This is a genomic window from Laedolimicola ammoniilytica (genome assembly GCF_025567165.1).
GTDB lineage: Bacteria > Bacillota > Clostridia > Lachnospirales > Lachnospiraceae > Laedolimicola > Laedolimicola ammoniilytica.
On sequence record NZ_JAOQKC010000001.1, the window covers coordinates 136,375 to 152,371 of the forward strand.

14 protein-coding genes and 1 tRNA gene are annotated in these 15,997 nt (G+C 50.0%); 14 read left to right on the forward strand and 1 reads right to left on the reverse strand.

Features of this window, described 5'->3' with window-relative positions:
- Nucleotide 1 precedes the first annotated feature (1 nt).
- The 14 genes from OCV63_RS00705 (at nucleotide 2) to OCV63_RS00770 (ending at nucleotide 15,546) form a co-directional block, all read left to right on the forward strand.
- The gene (locus tag OCV63_RS00705; protein WP_158361365.1) at nucleotides 2-6,196 is read left to right on the forward strand and encodes an immunity protein Imm33 domain-containing protein; all 6,195 of its coding nucleotides are present in this window, start codon (nucleotides 2-4) and stop codon (nucleotides 6,194-6,196) included.
- Between the two features lie 15 nt (nucleotides 6,197-6,211).
- Nucleotides 6,212-7,075: a CbrC family protein gene (locus OCV63_RS00710; RefSeq protein ID WP_020225633.1), complete on the forward strand. Its 864-nt coding sequence runs from the start codon at nucleotides 6,212-6,214 to the stop codon at nucleotides 7,073-7,075.
- A gap of 15 nt (nucleotides 7,076-7,090) precedes the next feature.
- A complete protein-coding gene (locus tag OCV63_RS00715; protein ID WP_024724967.1) occupies nucleotides 7,091-7,870 on the forward strand; it encodes a hypothetical protein in 780 nt (259 codons plus the stop codon).
- A gap of 12 nt (nucleotides 7,871-7,882) precedes the next feature.
- Nucleotides 7,883-8,761: a DUF4261 domain-containing protein gene (locus OCV63_RS00720; RefSeq protein ID WP_008723407.1), complete on the forward strand. Its 879-nt coding sequence runs from the start codon at nucleotides 7,883-7,885 to the stop codon at nucleotides 8,759-8,761.
- A complete protein-coding gene (locus OCV63_RS00725; protein WP_006059618.1) occupies nucleotides 8,762-8,902 on the forward strand; it encodes a hypothetical protein in 141 nt (46 codons plus the stop codon).
- Nucleotides 8,903-8,930: 28 nt separating this feature from the next.
- Nucleotides 8,931-9,893 carry a helix-turn-helix transcriptional regulator gene (locus tag OCV63_RS00730; RefSeq protein ID WP_006773000.1) on the forward strand — a complete coding sequence of 321 codons (963 nt, stop codon included), beginning with the start codon at nucleotides 8,931-8,933 and terminating at the stop codon, nucleotides 9,891-9,893.
- A gap of 131 nt (nucleotides 9,894-10,024) precedes the next feature.
- The gene (locus OCV63_RS00735) at nucleotides 10,025-10,393 is read left to right on the forward strand and encodes a helix-turn-helix domain-containing protein (RefSeq protein WP_002569119.1); all 369 of its coding nucleotides are present in this window, start codon (nucleotides 10,025-10,027) and stop codon (nucleotides 10,391-10,393) included.
- An 11-nt stretch (nucleotides 10,394-10,404) separates the two neighbouring features.
- A complete protein-coding gene (locus OCV63_RS00740) occupies nucleotides 10,405-11,019 on the forward strand; it encodes an ImmA/IrrE family metallo-endopeptidase (RefSeq protein WP_002592912.1) in 615 nt (204 codons plus the stop codon).
- A gap of 104 nt (nucleotides 11,020-11,123) precedes the next feature.
- Nucleotides 11,124-11,660, forward strand: a complete 537-nt coding sequence (locus OCV63_RS00745) for a hypothetical protein (protein WP_002592913.1) — start codon at nucleotides 11,124-11,126, stop codon at nucleotides 11,658-11,660.
- A 300-nt stretch (nucleotides 11,661-11,960) separates the two neighbouring features.
- Nucleotides 11,961-12,509 (forward strand): sigma-70 family RNA polymerase sigma factor, encoded by a 549-nt coding sequence (locus tag OCV63_RS00750; protein ID WP_006059623.1) that lies wholly within the window; start codon nucleotides 11,961-11,963, stop codon nucleotides 12,507-12,509.
- A gap of 487 nt (nucleotides 12,510-12,996) precedes the next feature.
- Nucleotides 12,997-13,377 (forward strand): type II toxin-antitoxin system PemK/MazF family toxin, encoded by a 381-nt coding sequence (locus OCV63_RS00755; RefSeq protein WP_002569115.1) that lies wholly within the window; start codon nucleotides 12,997-12,999, stop codon nucleotides 13,375-13,377.
- 30 nt (nucleotides 13,378-13,407) lie between these two features.
- Nucleotides 13,408-13,635 (forward strand): helix-turn-helix domain-containing protein, encoded by a 228-nt coding sequence (locus tag OCV63_RS00760; protein ID WP_002569114.1) that lies wholly within the window; start codon nucleotides 13,408-13,410, stop codon nucleotides 13,633-13,635.
- 104 nt (nucleotides 13,636-13,739) lie between these two features.
- Complete coding sequence (locus tag OCV63_RS00765) at nucleotides 13,740-14,177, forward strand: helix-turn-helix domain-containing protein (RefSeq protein WP_158361367.1); 438 nt, start codon at nucleotides 13,740-13,742, stop codon at nucleotides 14,175-14,177.
- Nucleotides 14,155-15,546, forward strand: coding sequence for a tyrosine-type recombinase/integrase (locus OCV63_RS00770; RefSeq protein WP_007862346.1), 1,392 nt, complete (start codon nucleotides 14,155-14,157; stop codon nucleotides 15,544-15,546). The genes OCV63_RS00765 and OCV63_RS00770 overlap by 23 nt, the downstream gene beginning before the upstream one ends.
- Before the next feature lie 348 nt (nucleotides 15,547-15,894).
- Here the strand turns inward: OCV63_RS00770 and OCV63_RS00775 are convergent.
- Nucleotides 15,895-15,971 (reverse strand) — tRNA-Arg (locus OCV63_RS00775).
- Nucleotides 15,972-15,997: the final 26 nt, after the last annotated feature.

The following is a 15,997-nucleotide window of genomic DNA, read 5'->3' on the forward strand; positions in this document are numbered from 1 at the left end:
AATGTATATCAAAAAATACTGGGGTAACTTTATCGGAGGCTCGGACGACAGCCTGAACCTTGTGGCATTTTTGGAAGACCAGAAGAAAGAGGAGATCCCCCTCAGCGAGATATTTGCCAAGATTGGGCTGGACAAACAAAACTGGGACTTCCGCCAGACCGTGGAGTATCTGGAGTTTACACACTCCGATGGCGTGGAGATGGACTTCCACTTCGCCATTGATGTGGTCACTGATCTGGCCGCCATCCTGCTGGAGTGCAGCGTCAGCGGCAGTGTAAACCTTCAGGATCTGGACGAGTACAACACCCCTGCCCGCCGCATCCGCATCACCGTCACGCCAGAGGAGCATGACGCCATGAACAAGGCACTGGCGGATTTTGCCCAGAATCCGCTGGAATATGACCTCAGTGAGATGATGGACAACGAGGAGATCCAGGAGATGGCTCGGGATCTGGAGGCGCTGCGGAAGGAACTGTACGAGGCCGCTGGCCGCAACCGGGACTACCATGTGAAAGCGGAGGATGTGAAATCTCTGCTCCCTGACTGGAAGGGTGCCGATGGCTGCATCGCCACCAACCGCATCACAGTAGAGGGCCGCAAGGTGGGCTACTGCTACAGGGAGGAGCCGGACGGCGGCTGGGACAGCGGCTGGCGCTTCACCGCCGGTGACGAGAGCGAGGCGTACATGGACGACCCCAACAATGCTGGGATCTACAAGCTGAATACGATCTGCAACGACGACCCCGACATCATTCCTCTGCTGCATACACCCGCTCCCTGCGCCTTTGAGCGGGATGAAAATGGCGTGTTCCAGCAGATTAAAGACTGGAAACCAGATGAGGACGAGGAGGACCCTGATATGGACATTTTGAAGCAGTGCCAGAAGTGGCATGAGGAGAGCAAACAACATAAAATTATTGATGCGCTGGAGGCCATCCCCGCCGAGGAGCGTACCCCTGAGATGGACAGCGAGTTGGCCCGCGCCTATAACAATCTGGCAGACCCACATAAGCCAACTTGCAAAGAAATGCTCAAAAAGGCCCTCGCTCTGCTAAAGCCCCATGAGGAATACTTCGAGGACGACTATTACTGGAACTTCCGCATGGGTTACTCTTACTTTTATCTGGATCAGGAGGGCCGGGCTCTGCGATATTTTGAAAAGGCATTGGAAGCTCGACCTGGTGACGAGGACACCAAAGAGTTTATCGACCGGTGCAAAAAGGGTATTTCTCTGCCGCAGTTCTGGGAGTGCTTCCGGGAGCGGACAGAGAACTGGTGGGAAACCTTTGCCGAGATGGAAGCAGAGCTGCGCCAGATGATGGACAACGACAAAGACCACACCCGCGGCGCAGAACTCGTGGACCAAATGCAGGAAACCCTGAATCTGGTCTTTGATGAAATCTCCTTTGAAATGGGCTTCAACGGCGAGAAGTACGAGCTGATCCTCACTCCGGAGGGTGACAAGGTCAAGCTGTTTGAGCTGGTCTACTTCCAGAAGCACGCTCCGAAAGAGATGCTGAAGCACTGGAACATCCTGGTGGGCCGTCAGCCCCTCCAGAACATCGGTCTGCGTACCGAGGATGGCTGGGAAATCTCCGGGGAGGATGTGCAGATCTGGTTGGAGAAGCAGGGCGAAAACAGCTTCGCCATCTCTGCCTACTGCGAAAAGCTGCTACCTATGCTCCGGGAGGCTGAGGGCCGGGTCTGGTGGATGCTCACTACCCTCACCGACCAAGTGCTGGGCGAGATCCCCCACATGAGATATATAGACAGCTTTGATGTGCTGGAGGAACCCAAGGCAGAGCCGCCCTTCCTCCTGTCCCAGCTGCCCGACAAACTGCGGGAGCAGGGCCTGGAGCTCTCCACTGATCCAAATGCCTATCTGGAGAGCTACCTTGGCTACAAAATGGAACCCAATAAGAACCCGGAAGCCGACTGGCGGCTGGATGTGATGGCCGGCTCCACCTGCTGTGTGCCGCTCATCAACGGCTATCTGAATGCCGACAATGATTTTATGGACGATCTCCATGCCGACGGCGCGGTAGCGGGCTTCTTCTGCTATCCCCTGGATACCCTGCGGGAGGAGGAAGGCAGTCAGAAGATCTTCGACTTCCGGGACAAGCTGGAAGAATTATTCACCATCGGGGACGGTTCGGAAGTGCTTACTCTCACCGGCGGGGCCACCGGCCTCTACTGCGGCTATGTGGACTTCATCGCCTGGGACATCCGAGAGGCACTGAACATGGCGAAAGAGTTCTTTGAAGGCACGGACATCCCATGGGCCATCTTCCACACCTTCCGCCGTGAAGCAGGTTCTGTGCCCCTAAAGCAACAAGATGCTGGGTCAGAAACTGAGAATCAGGATGACGAGTTGGACGAGGCGCTGACGGGCATGGACTATATTCCTTATACCCAACAGAACGCCGAAGCATTCTTCGCTCAGTTGGAGCAGTGGAACGACGAGGATGAGTACACCCGCTGTATCCAGGCACTGAATGCCATCCCAGAGGACTGGAGGAACTATCGCACCGCCTACGCCTTGGCACGGGCGCTGGAAAACTACGCCATTATCGGGGACCATGACGAGGGCACCCCTCGCTATAAGGGAGACAAGGCCCTGTGCCGCGCCATCGAGGTGCTGGAGTCCGTCCGGGAGGAAGGCCAGGACAAGGCGGAGTGGAATATGCGGATGGCCTACGGCTATCAGTATCTCTATGGTCAGGAGGAAAAGGCCATTCCCTACGCCCAGCGGTGGGCAGAACTGGACCCAGAGGACGAAAATGCCTCGGCGGTGATTCAGGAGTGTAAGGCGGAGATCCGGAAACGCCAGCGCAGCCGGAAGAAGGCCAAATTCGTGCCCGGTGATACCCCCTTCGAGGGCTTCGACCTCACCAACTTCTGGGACGACAGTATGTATGCGCTGAAAGAGTATGTCAGCGATCCGCCTTCCGATGAGCTGATCGCCAGCGTGGAGGAGGAACTGGGCTATAAACTTCCTGCCGCCTATATCTGGCTGATGAAGCAGCACAACGGCGGCATTCCGGTGAATACCTGCTATCCCTGCGATGAGCCTACCTCTTGGGCAGATGACCATGTGGCTATCACCGGCATTTTCGGCATCGGGCGAGAAAAGAGCTGCTCTCTCTGCGGAGAGCTGGGCAGCCAGTTTATGATCGATGAGTGGGAGTATCCTGCCATCGGTGTGGCCATCTGCGACTGTCCCAGCGCCGGACACGATATGATTTTCCTGGACTACCGTGCCTGCGGCCCCCAGGGAGAGCCTGCGGTGGTCCATGTGGATCAGGAAAATGACTATAAAATCACCCATCTGGCAGACAGCTTTGAGGAGTTCATCTGTGGACTGGAACATGAATCCCTCTATGATCTGGATGAAGATGTAGAGGATCTTGAGGATGACGCCGACGAGGAGGAAACTGACCGTAAGGGTTCCTTTGCCGGATCTGTGCTCCTCTCCAAAGCAGAGTGGGACAAGGAGCAGTTGATCCGGGATCTGCGGGAAGAATGGGGCATCGTAGATGAGGAGCCGGATGAGGGCGACGAAGATGTTGAGAACAGCGATGACGCTGTGGTAATGCGGGTCGGCAATATGATGCTGATCGTGACACTATTCCACGGTCACATCCCTGACAATGAAGCAGAGATCAACGCCGAAAACAACTATATGTGGCCAGAGGCCGTAGAGGTGGCCAAAGCGCACAAGGCCCATATCATGGTGGCTGTATTGGGCGAGGAGGAAAAACTGCTGGAACGGGGCAAGCTGTTCACCAAGGCGATGGCAGTGTGCTGCAAGCAGAAATACGCCACCGGTGTCTACACCAGCGGCGTGGTATTTGAGCCTCGTTTCTATGAGGGCCTTGCCGATATGCTCAAAGAGGACGAACTGCCCATCTTCAACTGGGTTTGGTTCGGCCTGTACCGGAGCGAGGGGGGCCTAAACGGCTACACCTACGGCATGGATGTGTTTGGCAAGGAGGAAATGGAGGTGTTGAACACCGACGCTGAGCCGGAGGAACTGCGGGACTTTTTGGCCAGCCTTGCCTCCTATGTGCTGGCGTGTGATGTGACACTGCAAGACGGCGAGACCATCGGTTTTTCTGCGGACGATAAGCACACCATCACCCGCAGCCCCGGCGTCTCCCTGCCGGAGGAACAGATGACCCTGAAGATCGGTTACGAGCCTATAAAGGGAGATCCGGAGGATGACAGCTGCGACCACTCAGACAATGATGACACGCAGGATGAGGAAGAATTCAGTAATCCCGAAGTCTACACCGAGGAGGAGATGGAAGCCGTCGAGGGGCACATTGAGCAGTATTTCGGCAAGTTCGAGAATGTGTTCCATGAGCTGGTTTCTCCCGACATCCATGTGGACATCTGCGTGGTGCCGCCCTCTGAGGAGCGGGACTACTGCACCCTGGTCACCATGGGCATGGGCGCTCACCGGATGAATGTGCCGGAGGAACTGGCGGAATATAAGCTGGAGCGGGCGGAGCTGGCCATTGCCCTGCCTGCGGACTGGAAGCTGGATCAAGAGTCCATGAAAGACGAAAAGTGGTACTGGCCCATCCGCCTGCTGAAATCCTTGGCCCGCCTTCCCATTGCCAGCGATACCTGGCTGGGCTTCGGCCATACCATGGACAATGAGGAGGATTTTGCAAAGGACACAAAGCTGTGCGCCGCCATTCTGACTGGTCCCCAGGATACCGAAGATGGCAGCGAGGTCTGCATTCTGCCGAGTGGCGAGGAGGTCAACTTCTATCAGGTGATTCCTCTCTACCGGGATGAATTGGAATATAAGCTGGCCCATGACGCGGACGCCCTGCTGGGCAAAATGAACGGCATCAGCTTTGTGGTGGAGCCTGATCGTCAGGATGCTATCACCCGTGGCACCCTTTCCAATGATGATTTTGACGGTGAGATGGACGATGCCTCCTATCATATCGAGAGCATTGAGGAGAAGGAACTGCCAATTGACCCCATCAACGCTTATAACCACATGGCCATCTACCTGCGCTGGTGCATGGAGCACGACCTGATGGGTGAGGACTTCCTGAAAGAATACAGCGAAGTGGCCAAACAGGTCAAAGCTGATCCTGCCAGTGTGGATCTGCGGGAGTTTATCCGGGATGAGCTGGACGGCTGTCTGTTCTCTGTGCTATTCAATCAGCAAGGCCGTGCCTTTGCAGGCTATTACTACGGAGAGGGCGACAGCCCCTACTATCCTGCCGATGTTGACGACAACGCCCTCCGCTTCTTCGGCCCGGAGCGGTATCACTCTGATGAGTTCCAGGATGAAGCCTACCTGTTCATCCCCTTTGACGAGGACTACTATCAGGCTATGGCAGAGGTGATCGGGGAACGGTTTGAAAACTGGCAGGGACAGGACTTCGACGAGGACACGCTGGAGCCTTCCGAGGTTGCTCAGGCCATCATGGAGTATCTGGACTGCGAGTGTACCTATTTCCCATCCATGGCAGATGATGACCCCATCATGTCGGCATACAGCTACGCCCAGCGGCTGGGGGTACGGGAGGGCTTTGTTCCCGTGCTCATCAAGGCGGATGATGAAACGCTGTTGGAGTGTCTGGTGATGAACGCCGATCCGGAGCACAATGCGGACTTCTACGAATTTGACCTCAAAACAGTAGAGGAGTATCGAAAGAAGATGCTCTCCGCTCCCATCAAGGACGGAAAGGCGGTTCTGGAGGAATTGACCGGCCAGCGCAAGGAAGAAGCCGAGGACGATGACATGGACTGGGAGGCGGAAGTCCTGGGCGAGATGGAGGGCGGCTATGACAATGACCGCTTCTCCTGCTATTGGGATTCGGATAGCCACATGACCTATCCGCTCATTCTGGCCAAAATTCCGGTCAAGAACCCCTGGGAGATCTTCGCCTATCTGCCCTTTGGAAATTGGAATGAGTGCCCCGACACGCCGGACCTGATGGCAGTGGCGAAATACTGGTTCGAGCAGCATGGTGCCATCCCTGCCGCCATGAGCCACGATGAATTGGAGTTTGAACTTCCGACTCCGATCTCCAAGGAAAGAGCTATGGAAGTGGCTGTGGAGCAATATGGCTTCTGCCCAGATCTGGATCAGAATGAGGATGGAAGCATTGGCTCCTTGGCAGATGTCCTGTGGCAGTCCACTGTCTGGTATTTCTGGTGGGATTGATGGGAGGTGCGACCAATGACAGAATATCAGAAAACCTATATCGAACTAAAAAAACAGTTTGTTGCGACCAATGAAGGTCCAGACAATGTCCGCGCTCTATATACCTTCAAGGAAGAACTTGAGCAGAGTGAGGATCAGCAGGCCAAGGAAGTGCTGGTGGATGTATATGACCTGCTGGACTTTAAGAAGGACGCCTACGAACTGCTCTGCCAAATCGGAAATCGTTCCGATAAAAAGACCCTCAAGCGGCTGGGCACGCTGAAGGACTATGCGGAAAACTGGGGCAATCATTATGCTCTCCCCAAGCCCAAAACGCCGGAGGAAAAGCAGAAAGAGAAGGAACGGCAGGCCCAGCTGGGCCTGCCCGCCTTCCGGTATCACCCAAACCCTCTGGAAACTGGGGCTTTTGAGGAATCCGCAGACGGCGTTGTCTGCGACTGCTGTGGCAAGACGACCCATATTTTCTATACAGCCCCCTTTTACGCCGTGGAGGATATTGCATATCTGTGCCCAGAGTGCATCGCCAACGGCGAAGCAGCCCGGAAATATGACGGTAGTTTTCAAGATGATTTCTCTGTGGATGATGGTGTAGACGATCCGGAGAAGCTGGACGAGCTGATCCACCGCACCCCCGGCTACTCCGGCTGGCAGCAGGAATACTGGCGCGCCCACTGCGGCGACTACTGCGCCTACCTGGGCCATGTGGGTGCCAGGGAACTGCGGGCCCTGGGTGTGCTGGAGGAGGTACTGGACGATCCGATGTGGGACGATGAGCAAAAAGAAATGATCCGGGAATCTGTCAATGGCGGGCATCTGCAATGCTATCTGTTCCAGTGCCTCCACTGCGGAAAACACCTGGTCTGGATGGATTTTGATTGAAAAGGAGACATTACTATGGGACTTGACATCTACGCCGGGACGCTGACCCGGTACTATTCTCACAACTGGAAAACTGTTGTGCAGCAGTGGGCGGAGGAAAACGGATACTCTTTCAACCGCATCACCCCGGATGGAGAACCCGCCGACAACGAGGAGGAGCTGTCCTCGGCCGAGGTTCAGGCGGCGGTGGAGAACTGGCGGGATCAGATCTTAGCCGCCATTTCCCAGCCGAACCAACCGCCCTACACTCCATGGCCGGAGGACAACGAGCGGCCCTATTACACCGATAAGCCGGATTGGGATGCCTTTGGCGCTATGCTGCTGGTGGCCGCCTGTCGTACATACGAGGAACCGGTGCCTTCCACCGTGGAGAAGGACTGGATCTTCGGGGAGCATCCTCTGGTCGCCCGCCTTGCATCAGATGAGGAGCGGGTGTGGTCCCTGTTTCGTGGGGCTACCTGGTGGCTCCCTCTTTCTGACAGCTTTCTGTTCCAAGGGTCCTTGCCTACCGATGACACCGCCGCTATCGCCACCTTGGGCGGACTGCGGAAGGAGCTGGAAAAGCTGAACCAGCTGGCATGGCAGGCCGATGAGGACACCATCCTTGGCTGGGCAGACACGGAGGGATACCCGGTAGATGGAACCGTAGACTCAGATGGACAGTACAGCAAGGCAGACATCCCGGAACACACCCAGTATGACACCCAATCCCTGGCCAAGTTCGCCTTCTCCATGTTCTGGCGGGCCATGCGGTTTGCCGAGGAACAGCAGGTGCCTATCCTGCTTGATTATTAAGGAGGAAACCAAATGAGCAATAAAGCTTTCCAGCAAAATCTGGACGACAAAAAAGGCCCCCAGCCCGGAGGTCCCTATCTCATTCAGATGCTGTTCAAAGAGCCGGTAGAAATGCCGGATAAAGAAAAAATGACTGCCATAATGGAGAAGCACATCGGATCAACAGAGTGCTTCTGTTATGATAAGAAAATGGCCGGCTTTGCCGCCCTGGATCATGTCGCGGAATTTCAGGACGGCAAGTGCCCGGTACAGCTGATGGTGATGAAATGCGACAAGTTCAAGGGCAAAGGCTTTGATGCCTTTCTGATGAGCCAGATGTGGGACTGCCAGGAGGACCGTGACCGGATCTTCCGGGAGTGCAAATATCAGGTGGTGGCCACCGATATGCTGACTGCGGCGCTTCCAGCGCTGGAGCGTGCCAACCTGGATGCCGACTTTCTGGAGGCTCTGGCAGAGCTGTACCCCACCTGTGAGGCGTTCTATTTCCAGAACTGCGGTAAGCTGTTTCTGGCAGAGGATGTGCGCTCCCATCAGATTGAGGGGCCGGATCGGTTCATCCGCTTTGGCGTCAATGTCCGTTTCTTCAACATCGAGGGCACGGAGGATATGCTCATCGACACGGTGGGCATGAGCACCCTGTTTTTGCCGGATCTCCAGTACCACTTCCACGGCATGGACCCCAACTGGGTGGTAAACCACGCCTATAATGCAGCGTCCTATATTCTGGAGCATGATAACCCCATTGAGGATGGGGAAACCATAGACGGCGTGGCGGATGGCCAGATGTGCCGGGAGATCCAGTGGAAGTGCCAATATGAAGATGCCTTGATCCAGCCGCCCAGAGGGGTGCTGGACATCAACATGGGAAACTATGCTTCGGGAGGACGCTGAATGAATGGCGTTGTGCTCCTGGTAGGCGGACTTCTGCTTGTGGCGGTGATCAAGCTGATTATAGATCGAAATTGGATCGGCCTGCTTCTCTGTGCTGTCGCCCTGCTTCTGGTCTTTGGGGCTGGACACCATACAAAATAGGCCATTTTAAGAATCGAGGAGGTGAAGTATGCAGAATTCAACAAATATGCGGATACTGGAATTACTCCGGTTTCTCTATGAGCGGACCGATGAAAACCATCCCGCCACAGTATCTGACATCATTGCCCATCTGAATGGAAAAGGAATTCAGGCAGTGCGGCAGACTGTTTACGCAGATACCAATGCGCTGATCGATGCGGGGATTGATATTGTGGTGGTTAAGAGTACCCAAAACCAATATTTTATGGGAAACCGCCTGTTTGAGTATCCAGAACTGAAAATGCTGACAGACGCAGTAGCATCCTCGAAGATCATTTCTGCCAAGAAGTCTGAGGAGCTGGTGCAGAAATTATGCCGTCTGACCAGTCTACATCAGGCAAAGCAGCTTCAAAAATTTGCTGCTTTATCCAGCCGTGTCAAACCGCATAATGAAAAGGTTTACTACATCATTGACAATATCCAAACAGCGATTGGAAACCATCAGCAAATTCGGTTCCAATACTATGAATATACTCAAGAAAAAAAGAAAATCTTAAAGCATGATGGATATTATTATGTCGTAAATCCTTATGCGCTTGAATGGAAAAATGACCATTACTATTTGATTGGATTTTCTCTGAAGCATCAGAAAATTGCTCACTTCCGTGTAGATCGGCTAACAAGTGTAGAAAATCTGGAAACTTACTTTATGCCGATAGAGGGATTTGATGTAGCCTCCTATACAAATAAAATGGTTGATATGTTTACATCGGAGTCATCGAAGGAAGTAACCCTTCTATGTGAAAACGAATTGATGAGAGTAATCATAGATCATTATGGAGAAGATGCTGCTGTTGATAGGTATGATGATACACACTTCACAGCCAAAATTGAAGTGAACCCCAGTGGAACTTTTTATGGCTGGATATTCAAATTCAAAGGGAAAATAAAAATTCTCTCTCCCAAAGAGTGCATTACGGAAATGCAGCAAATCGCTCAGGAATTTATATAGCGCAAAAGAGGTGTTATTGATTTTTAACACCTCTTTTCAAATGAAATTTTTATCCTTGAAGTGAACAGATGTTCGATATACAATATAAGCAAGATGTTCGCAGTTCGTCGAACAAATGAGAGGTGAATGCTGTGGGCAATATAACTTTTGGATCATTTATAGCCGAGAAACGCAAGGCGCACAAATTCAATTTACGCGATACAGCCAAGCATTTGAATATTGCTTACGGTTATCTGTGTGATATTGAGCAAAGCCGCCGTCCTGCACCCAATGGAGATTTTGTGGAACGCATCTCTGCCTTTCTGAATTTGGATAAATCAGAACATGAGTTGCTTTTGGATCTGGCTGCAAAATCACGCAATACAGTATCTGCTGATTTGCCAGACTATATCATGGAAAAAGATATTGTTCGGGCAGCCTTGCGTGTGGCAAAAGAAGTAGATGCTACCGATGAAGAATGGCAGACATTTATGAAAATGCTAAAGGAGCGTAAACGATAGGGGGGAGAGCTTTGTCAATTCCACAAATCCGTACAGAAGCAATCGAGGCAGTAGGGCGAAAAATCCTGATGGAATATGATCCCTCTCTGCTATCCGGGCAACCATGTCCTGTGCCAATCGAAACCATTATCGAGACAAAGTTTGATCTAATCCTGGAGTTTCATACACTAAGAAAAAACCCCAAGATATTAGGGGAAACAATTTTCGATGACGGTGCTGTTGTCTTATATGACCAGATACAGAGACAGTATCGAATGATTGCAGTAAGAGCCGGTACAATCTTAATTGATGAACGGCTTTGTGATCCGTCAAAATTAGGGCGGCTCCGTTTTACCTGTGCCCATGAGCTGGCTCATTGGGTACTACATAAGAAGTTGTACTCTGGTACTGGAGATGTTGCTGCTTATAACGGAAATGTTTCTTCCGACGAAAGTCATGGCATAATTGAGCGTCAGGCGGATACTCTGGCTTCTGCTCTGCTGATGCCTTTACCGCAGATCAAAAAATGTTTTTACCGGCTTAAAATAGGCCGGACAGATGAACAGCTCATTGCTGAAATGGCAAATATTTTTGAGGTTTCCAAGCAAGCAATGCAGATTCGTCTAAAATCCAGAAACCTGATATAACCAAATGGGGGAATAGAGAGAGGCACTGCCCTCTCTCACGCTCCTCTGCTATGCTATTTTGTACCTAATATGTTCGCAATATTGCGAACAAGGAGGGATGTTCTATGAGAAAAGAAAGCACAACAATCCAAAAATGTAACAGCAGGCTAACAGCTTTGGGGCTTAACAGCGACGCTGCGTTTCATAGAAGTAAGCTGATTCTAAAGATTTACCGTGATGTAGTCTGGGTTCTGAGTGAACGGGCAGAAGAATTACAAGAAACTGCTTGGATTATGGGAGAACAAGATATAGAGTCTGGCCTCTGCTATCTTGAAAATTTTGCACCAGATATTGAACTGCAAGCCTTTGAAGAAAAAGTTTGCTGCCTTGTTCAAAATCAAATGCTGGTCAATATTATTGACCGTGCACTCCTTCGTCTGAAACGGTATCCGGATCGAGGAGAACTTTACTATGAAATTTTGACTAAGCAATTTATCTATCGGTTCAACAGTACAGAGAAAGAATTGCTGGAAGAACTAAATATAGAGCGCAGTGTCTTTTATGACCGAAAACGAGAAGCCATCTATTTATTTTCTGTTTGCTTGTTTGGATATTCTATTCCAGAAGTCCTGGAGGAGCTGCCCCGACTAAATCCCGACTAAATCCCGACAAATCCCCGACCTAATCCCTACTCCCTTCCGACTTCCGACCTGCTATACTTGTTATAGTGGCAGGAATGCGCTAAATTGAATACATTTCTACATAAGGCCCGGCATTAACCGGGCTTTTTTCATTCCTGCTGCAATATGGCGGCAGGAACATGGCTGGAGGTGAAAACACTTCCGGCCTTTTTCTTTGCCCGGTATTAGGAGGCCGGTATGCGCTGGGAGGCGTACATAGCAAAATATCCATGACACCGTTCAAATTCGCTGACTACCAAGAATTTGAACGGAGGAAAGGATATGACGAGAGTATTCATTTGGAAAAATAACAGCCCACAGGAATGGGAGGAAATCAGTTTTTCAGCGTTCAGTAAGGCACGCCGCAATGGTTGCTTTACTGGGCGCTTTTTTGTTGAAACAGTCAAAATGTTCCGTGATGAAGATGACCGCATTATCATGGAATGTTCTCGCAAAGATTTTGAAAAATACCAACAGGAGGACCGCCACAGCCGCTATCTCCAGGAACATGAGAAAAGTCGCTCTATATTCCCGGCTTCTCATGTGGGAGATCGTGACGGCACAGAGGAAGGTTATCAGGATACAGATTTGTTTGTGGATGAATCTGTTGATACTGCGGAACAAGCTATTCAGAATTTACTTCTTGAGGATTTACACCAAGCTCTATTGAAACTGAGTCCAGCAGAACGAGATTTTATATTGTCCTATTATGAAATGAAAATACCAAATGCAACTTGTTTAGCCCAACGATATGGTATTACTCGGCAAGCCGCAGATAAGCGATTGAAAAAAATTGAAGAAAAAATAAAAAAGTTGGTTGCGATTTTCTAAAAAAGTGGCAGTAGCAAGTGAGAGGGAAATCCTTTCACTTGCACCTTGACAACCTCATATACGAATCATTAAGTTTGATCCTCTTTGGGCGTAATAGCCGCTACATCAGCGGTATATTTTCTGAGAGCTGCCACTCGCATAACAGGCCAACCCATTTTTGCTGTATAGATGAGTTTTCGGTTTATCAGAAATATATCAGGCTGGAATACATCGGATGGCATCCGGTCATGGCATAACAAGGAGGAAAGCTCTCTTACAGCCATAGTCCGAGCGTGATAATAACCGTCGCAGGCCATGGGTAAGACCAAACGAAGTGGAGGTGAAACTCCTGAGAAGCAGGCCAGCCACCTGCGGCTTAATGATTACCCAAATCCCTGGGGTGTCGTGGACAAGTAAGGGATAAAACAGGCGCTAAATTGAAGGAGACTCTGTAATTTGCAGAGCCTCCTTCTTACATAATCAAATCTCAAAACATAGGAGGATGAACATGAAAGAAGATTGGATTTATAAGCGTGGGGATTTATATTATGCCAATTTGAACCCTTATTTTGGATCAGAGCAAGGCGGCACCCGTCCTGTCCTGGTTCTTCAAAACAATGTGGGGAATTTTTTCTGCCCCACTTTGATCGTAGCTCCACTCACCAGTAAATGGATTAAGAAAAAGGAGCTGCCCACACACTATGCACTGGAGAGCGTTCCAGAGCTTGGACTGAAATCTGTTGTTCTGCTGGAGCAAATTAAAACGATTGATAAAAGGCGTGTTTTATCGTACATTGGGCGCGTATCTCGCGAAGAAATGAGAGCGATTGATGATGCTCTGCAAGTTAGTTTAGATATTCATATTCCGGAGGAAATGGAGGCTCCGTAAGGCCACTTACCGGATAAAGGAGGCGTTTTTATGTTTGAAGCAAGAATTGCGGAATTGAACCGCTTTAATGAACAAAATCCTGTCAGCTATGACAAAAGAACCTATACGGTCGATGAGATTCAGGACATTCTGGGTATCAGTCGTCCCACAGCATATAATCTGGTAAAACAGGGTGTATTCCACAGCGTCAGAGTCGGCGGTCATATCCGCATTTCCAAAAAGAGCTTTGATGACTGGCTGGATCACGCAGATGAATGATTTGTCAAGGATGCCGATCTCCAAATCGACATCCTTAACTTTTTTTCTGCTTTCTCTTACAATGAGGCCATAGCAAGAAAAACTTTATAGAGGAGGCAAAAGCCATGCAAAAACAAAGAGTAAAGACCAGTATGTCTGTACCAGAGATGGGCAAAATGCTTGGGCTTGGTAAAGTAGAATCCTACTGGTTGGTTAAAAAGAACTATTTCAAAACAATTCAAGTGGCCGGACGAATGAGAGTTATGCTGGATAGCTTTGAAGATTGGTATGCCGGCCAGTTCCACTATAAAAAAGTGGATGGTACACCGCCCGGAGAGAAATGGAGGCATACTACGATGTCAGTTCCGGAAATGGCGGATCTTTTGGGGCTGAAATCTGGCACAGCTTATGACCTTGTTAAAAGGGGCTATTTTGAGACGACCTTGGTTGATCGAAGAATTCGTATCATTACCAGCAGTTTTGAAGCCTGGTATCAAAAGCAAACTCATTATGTGAAAATCTCAGAAAGGAGCAATGAAAATGGCATCTATCGTGAAGCGTAAAAGCAAATATTCTGTGGTGTATGATTACACAGATGAAAACGGAAAACGCAGACAGCGTTGGGAAACCTTCAGCACAAATGCAGAAGCAAAAAAACGAAAAAAGCAAATTGAGTATGAGCAGGACTCTGGAACCTTCTTTATTCCTACGGCAAAGACCCTGAACGATCTGCTCGATGAATATATGTCCATCTATGGTGTAAATACCTGGGCAATGTCAACATATGAAAGCCGCCGTGGTCTGGCGAGAAACTACATAACTCCTATTATCGGAGATATGTTACTATCCGACATCACTCCAAGGATGATGGATAAGTATTACCGTGATCTGCTCTCTGTGAAAACGGTAAGCGTCAACAACCGCAAACCCACAAGCGAATATCTGACCCCGCATACAGTAAGAGAAATTCACAAGCTACTTCGCAGTGCCTTTAATCAGGCGGTGCGTTGGGAACTAATCAGCCGTAACCCTGTCCTGAATGCGACACTTCCCAAAGAAGAACATAAAGAACGGGATATATGGACTGCCGAAACGCTGAGCAAGGCTATGGAAGTCTGTGATGATCCTATCCTCTCCCTTGCCTTAAATCTGGCGTTCTCCTGCTCTTTACGCATTGGTGAAATGCTGGGCCTTACCTGGGACTGCATTGATATTGCACCACAGAGCATAGAAAATGGTTCAGCTTATATATTCGTCAACAAAGAGCTGCAACGGGTTACACGAGGTGCATTGGACGATTTGAGCGACAAAGGTGTTATTAAGAAGTTTCCACCTTGCATAGCCAGTACCCATACTGCTCTGGTCCTGAAAGAGCCTAAAACCAAAACCAGTATTCGCCGCGTGTACCTGCCGAAAACAGTTGCCTATATGCTGGTAGAGAGAAAAAAAGAAATTGATGAGCTGATGGATCTGTTTGGAGATGAATACATCGACAATAACCTGGTCTTTTGCTCCAGCAATGGCCGTCCGATGGAAAGCCAGGTGATTAACCGTGCTTTCAATAAACTTATCAAAGAAAACGGACTGCCTCATGTTGTATTCCATTCTCTCCGTCACTCCAGTATCACCTACAAGCTGAAACTCAATGGTGGCGATATGAAATCCGTCCAGGGCGACTCTGGTCATGCTCAGGTAAAAATGGTTGCAGATGTCTACTCTCACATCATCGACGAGGATCGCTGCATAAACGCTCAGCGATTGGAGGAAGCATTTTACTCATCCAAGACCCCTGACCCTGTTGAAGATACAGAGCCTAAAACTGCGGATACTGCCGTCACTGAAAGTGATGAAAGTGATGCAGCGAAGATACTGGAACTGCTTAAAAATCCCGAAACTGCCGCACTGCTCAAGCAGCTGGCAAAAGCTTTATAAAGTCCCTCCCTCAGAAGAACGCCTCTCACTTTGTGAGAGGTTTTCTTCGTTTGAACCACTTTGCACAGTGACCAAACACTTTTTTTGTTAGCAAGGTTCTGAAAGCATTTTTGAGCGATGTTAGCAAATTCGCGATTTTGTTTGCAACTTCCTCTAATTTCTGCTAACAAATGTTTGCAAGTTCCTTTGGTAAAAATCGAACCTCTGACTTACCGCCTTTCTTAGCAAAAGGCCAAATCTCGTTAGCAAATGTTAGCAAACCAAGGTTTTTTGCAAAAAAGCCACAAAAGCCGCAGAAATAAGAAAAGCCGAAAACCCTGATAAATCAAAGGTTTTCGGCGTGTTTGCTGGCGTCCCTGGCGGGATTCGAACCCACGGCCTTTCGCTTAGGAGGCGAACGCTCTATCCTGCTGAGCTACAGAGACTTATATTAAATTGAGACTGGCAACGA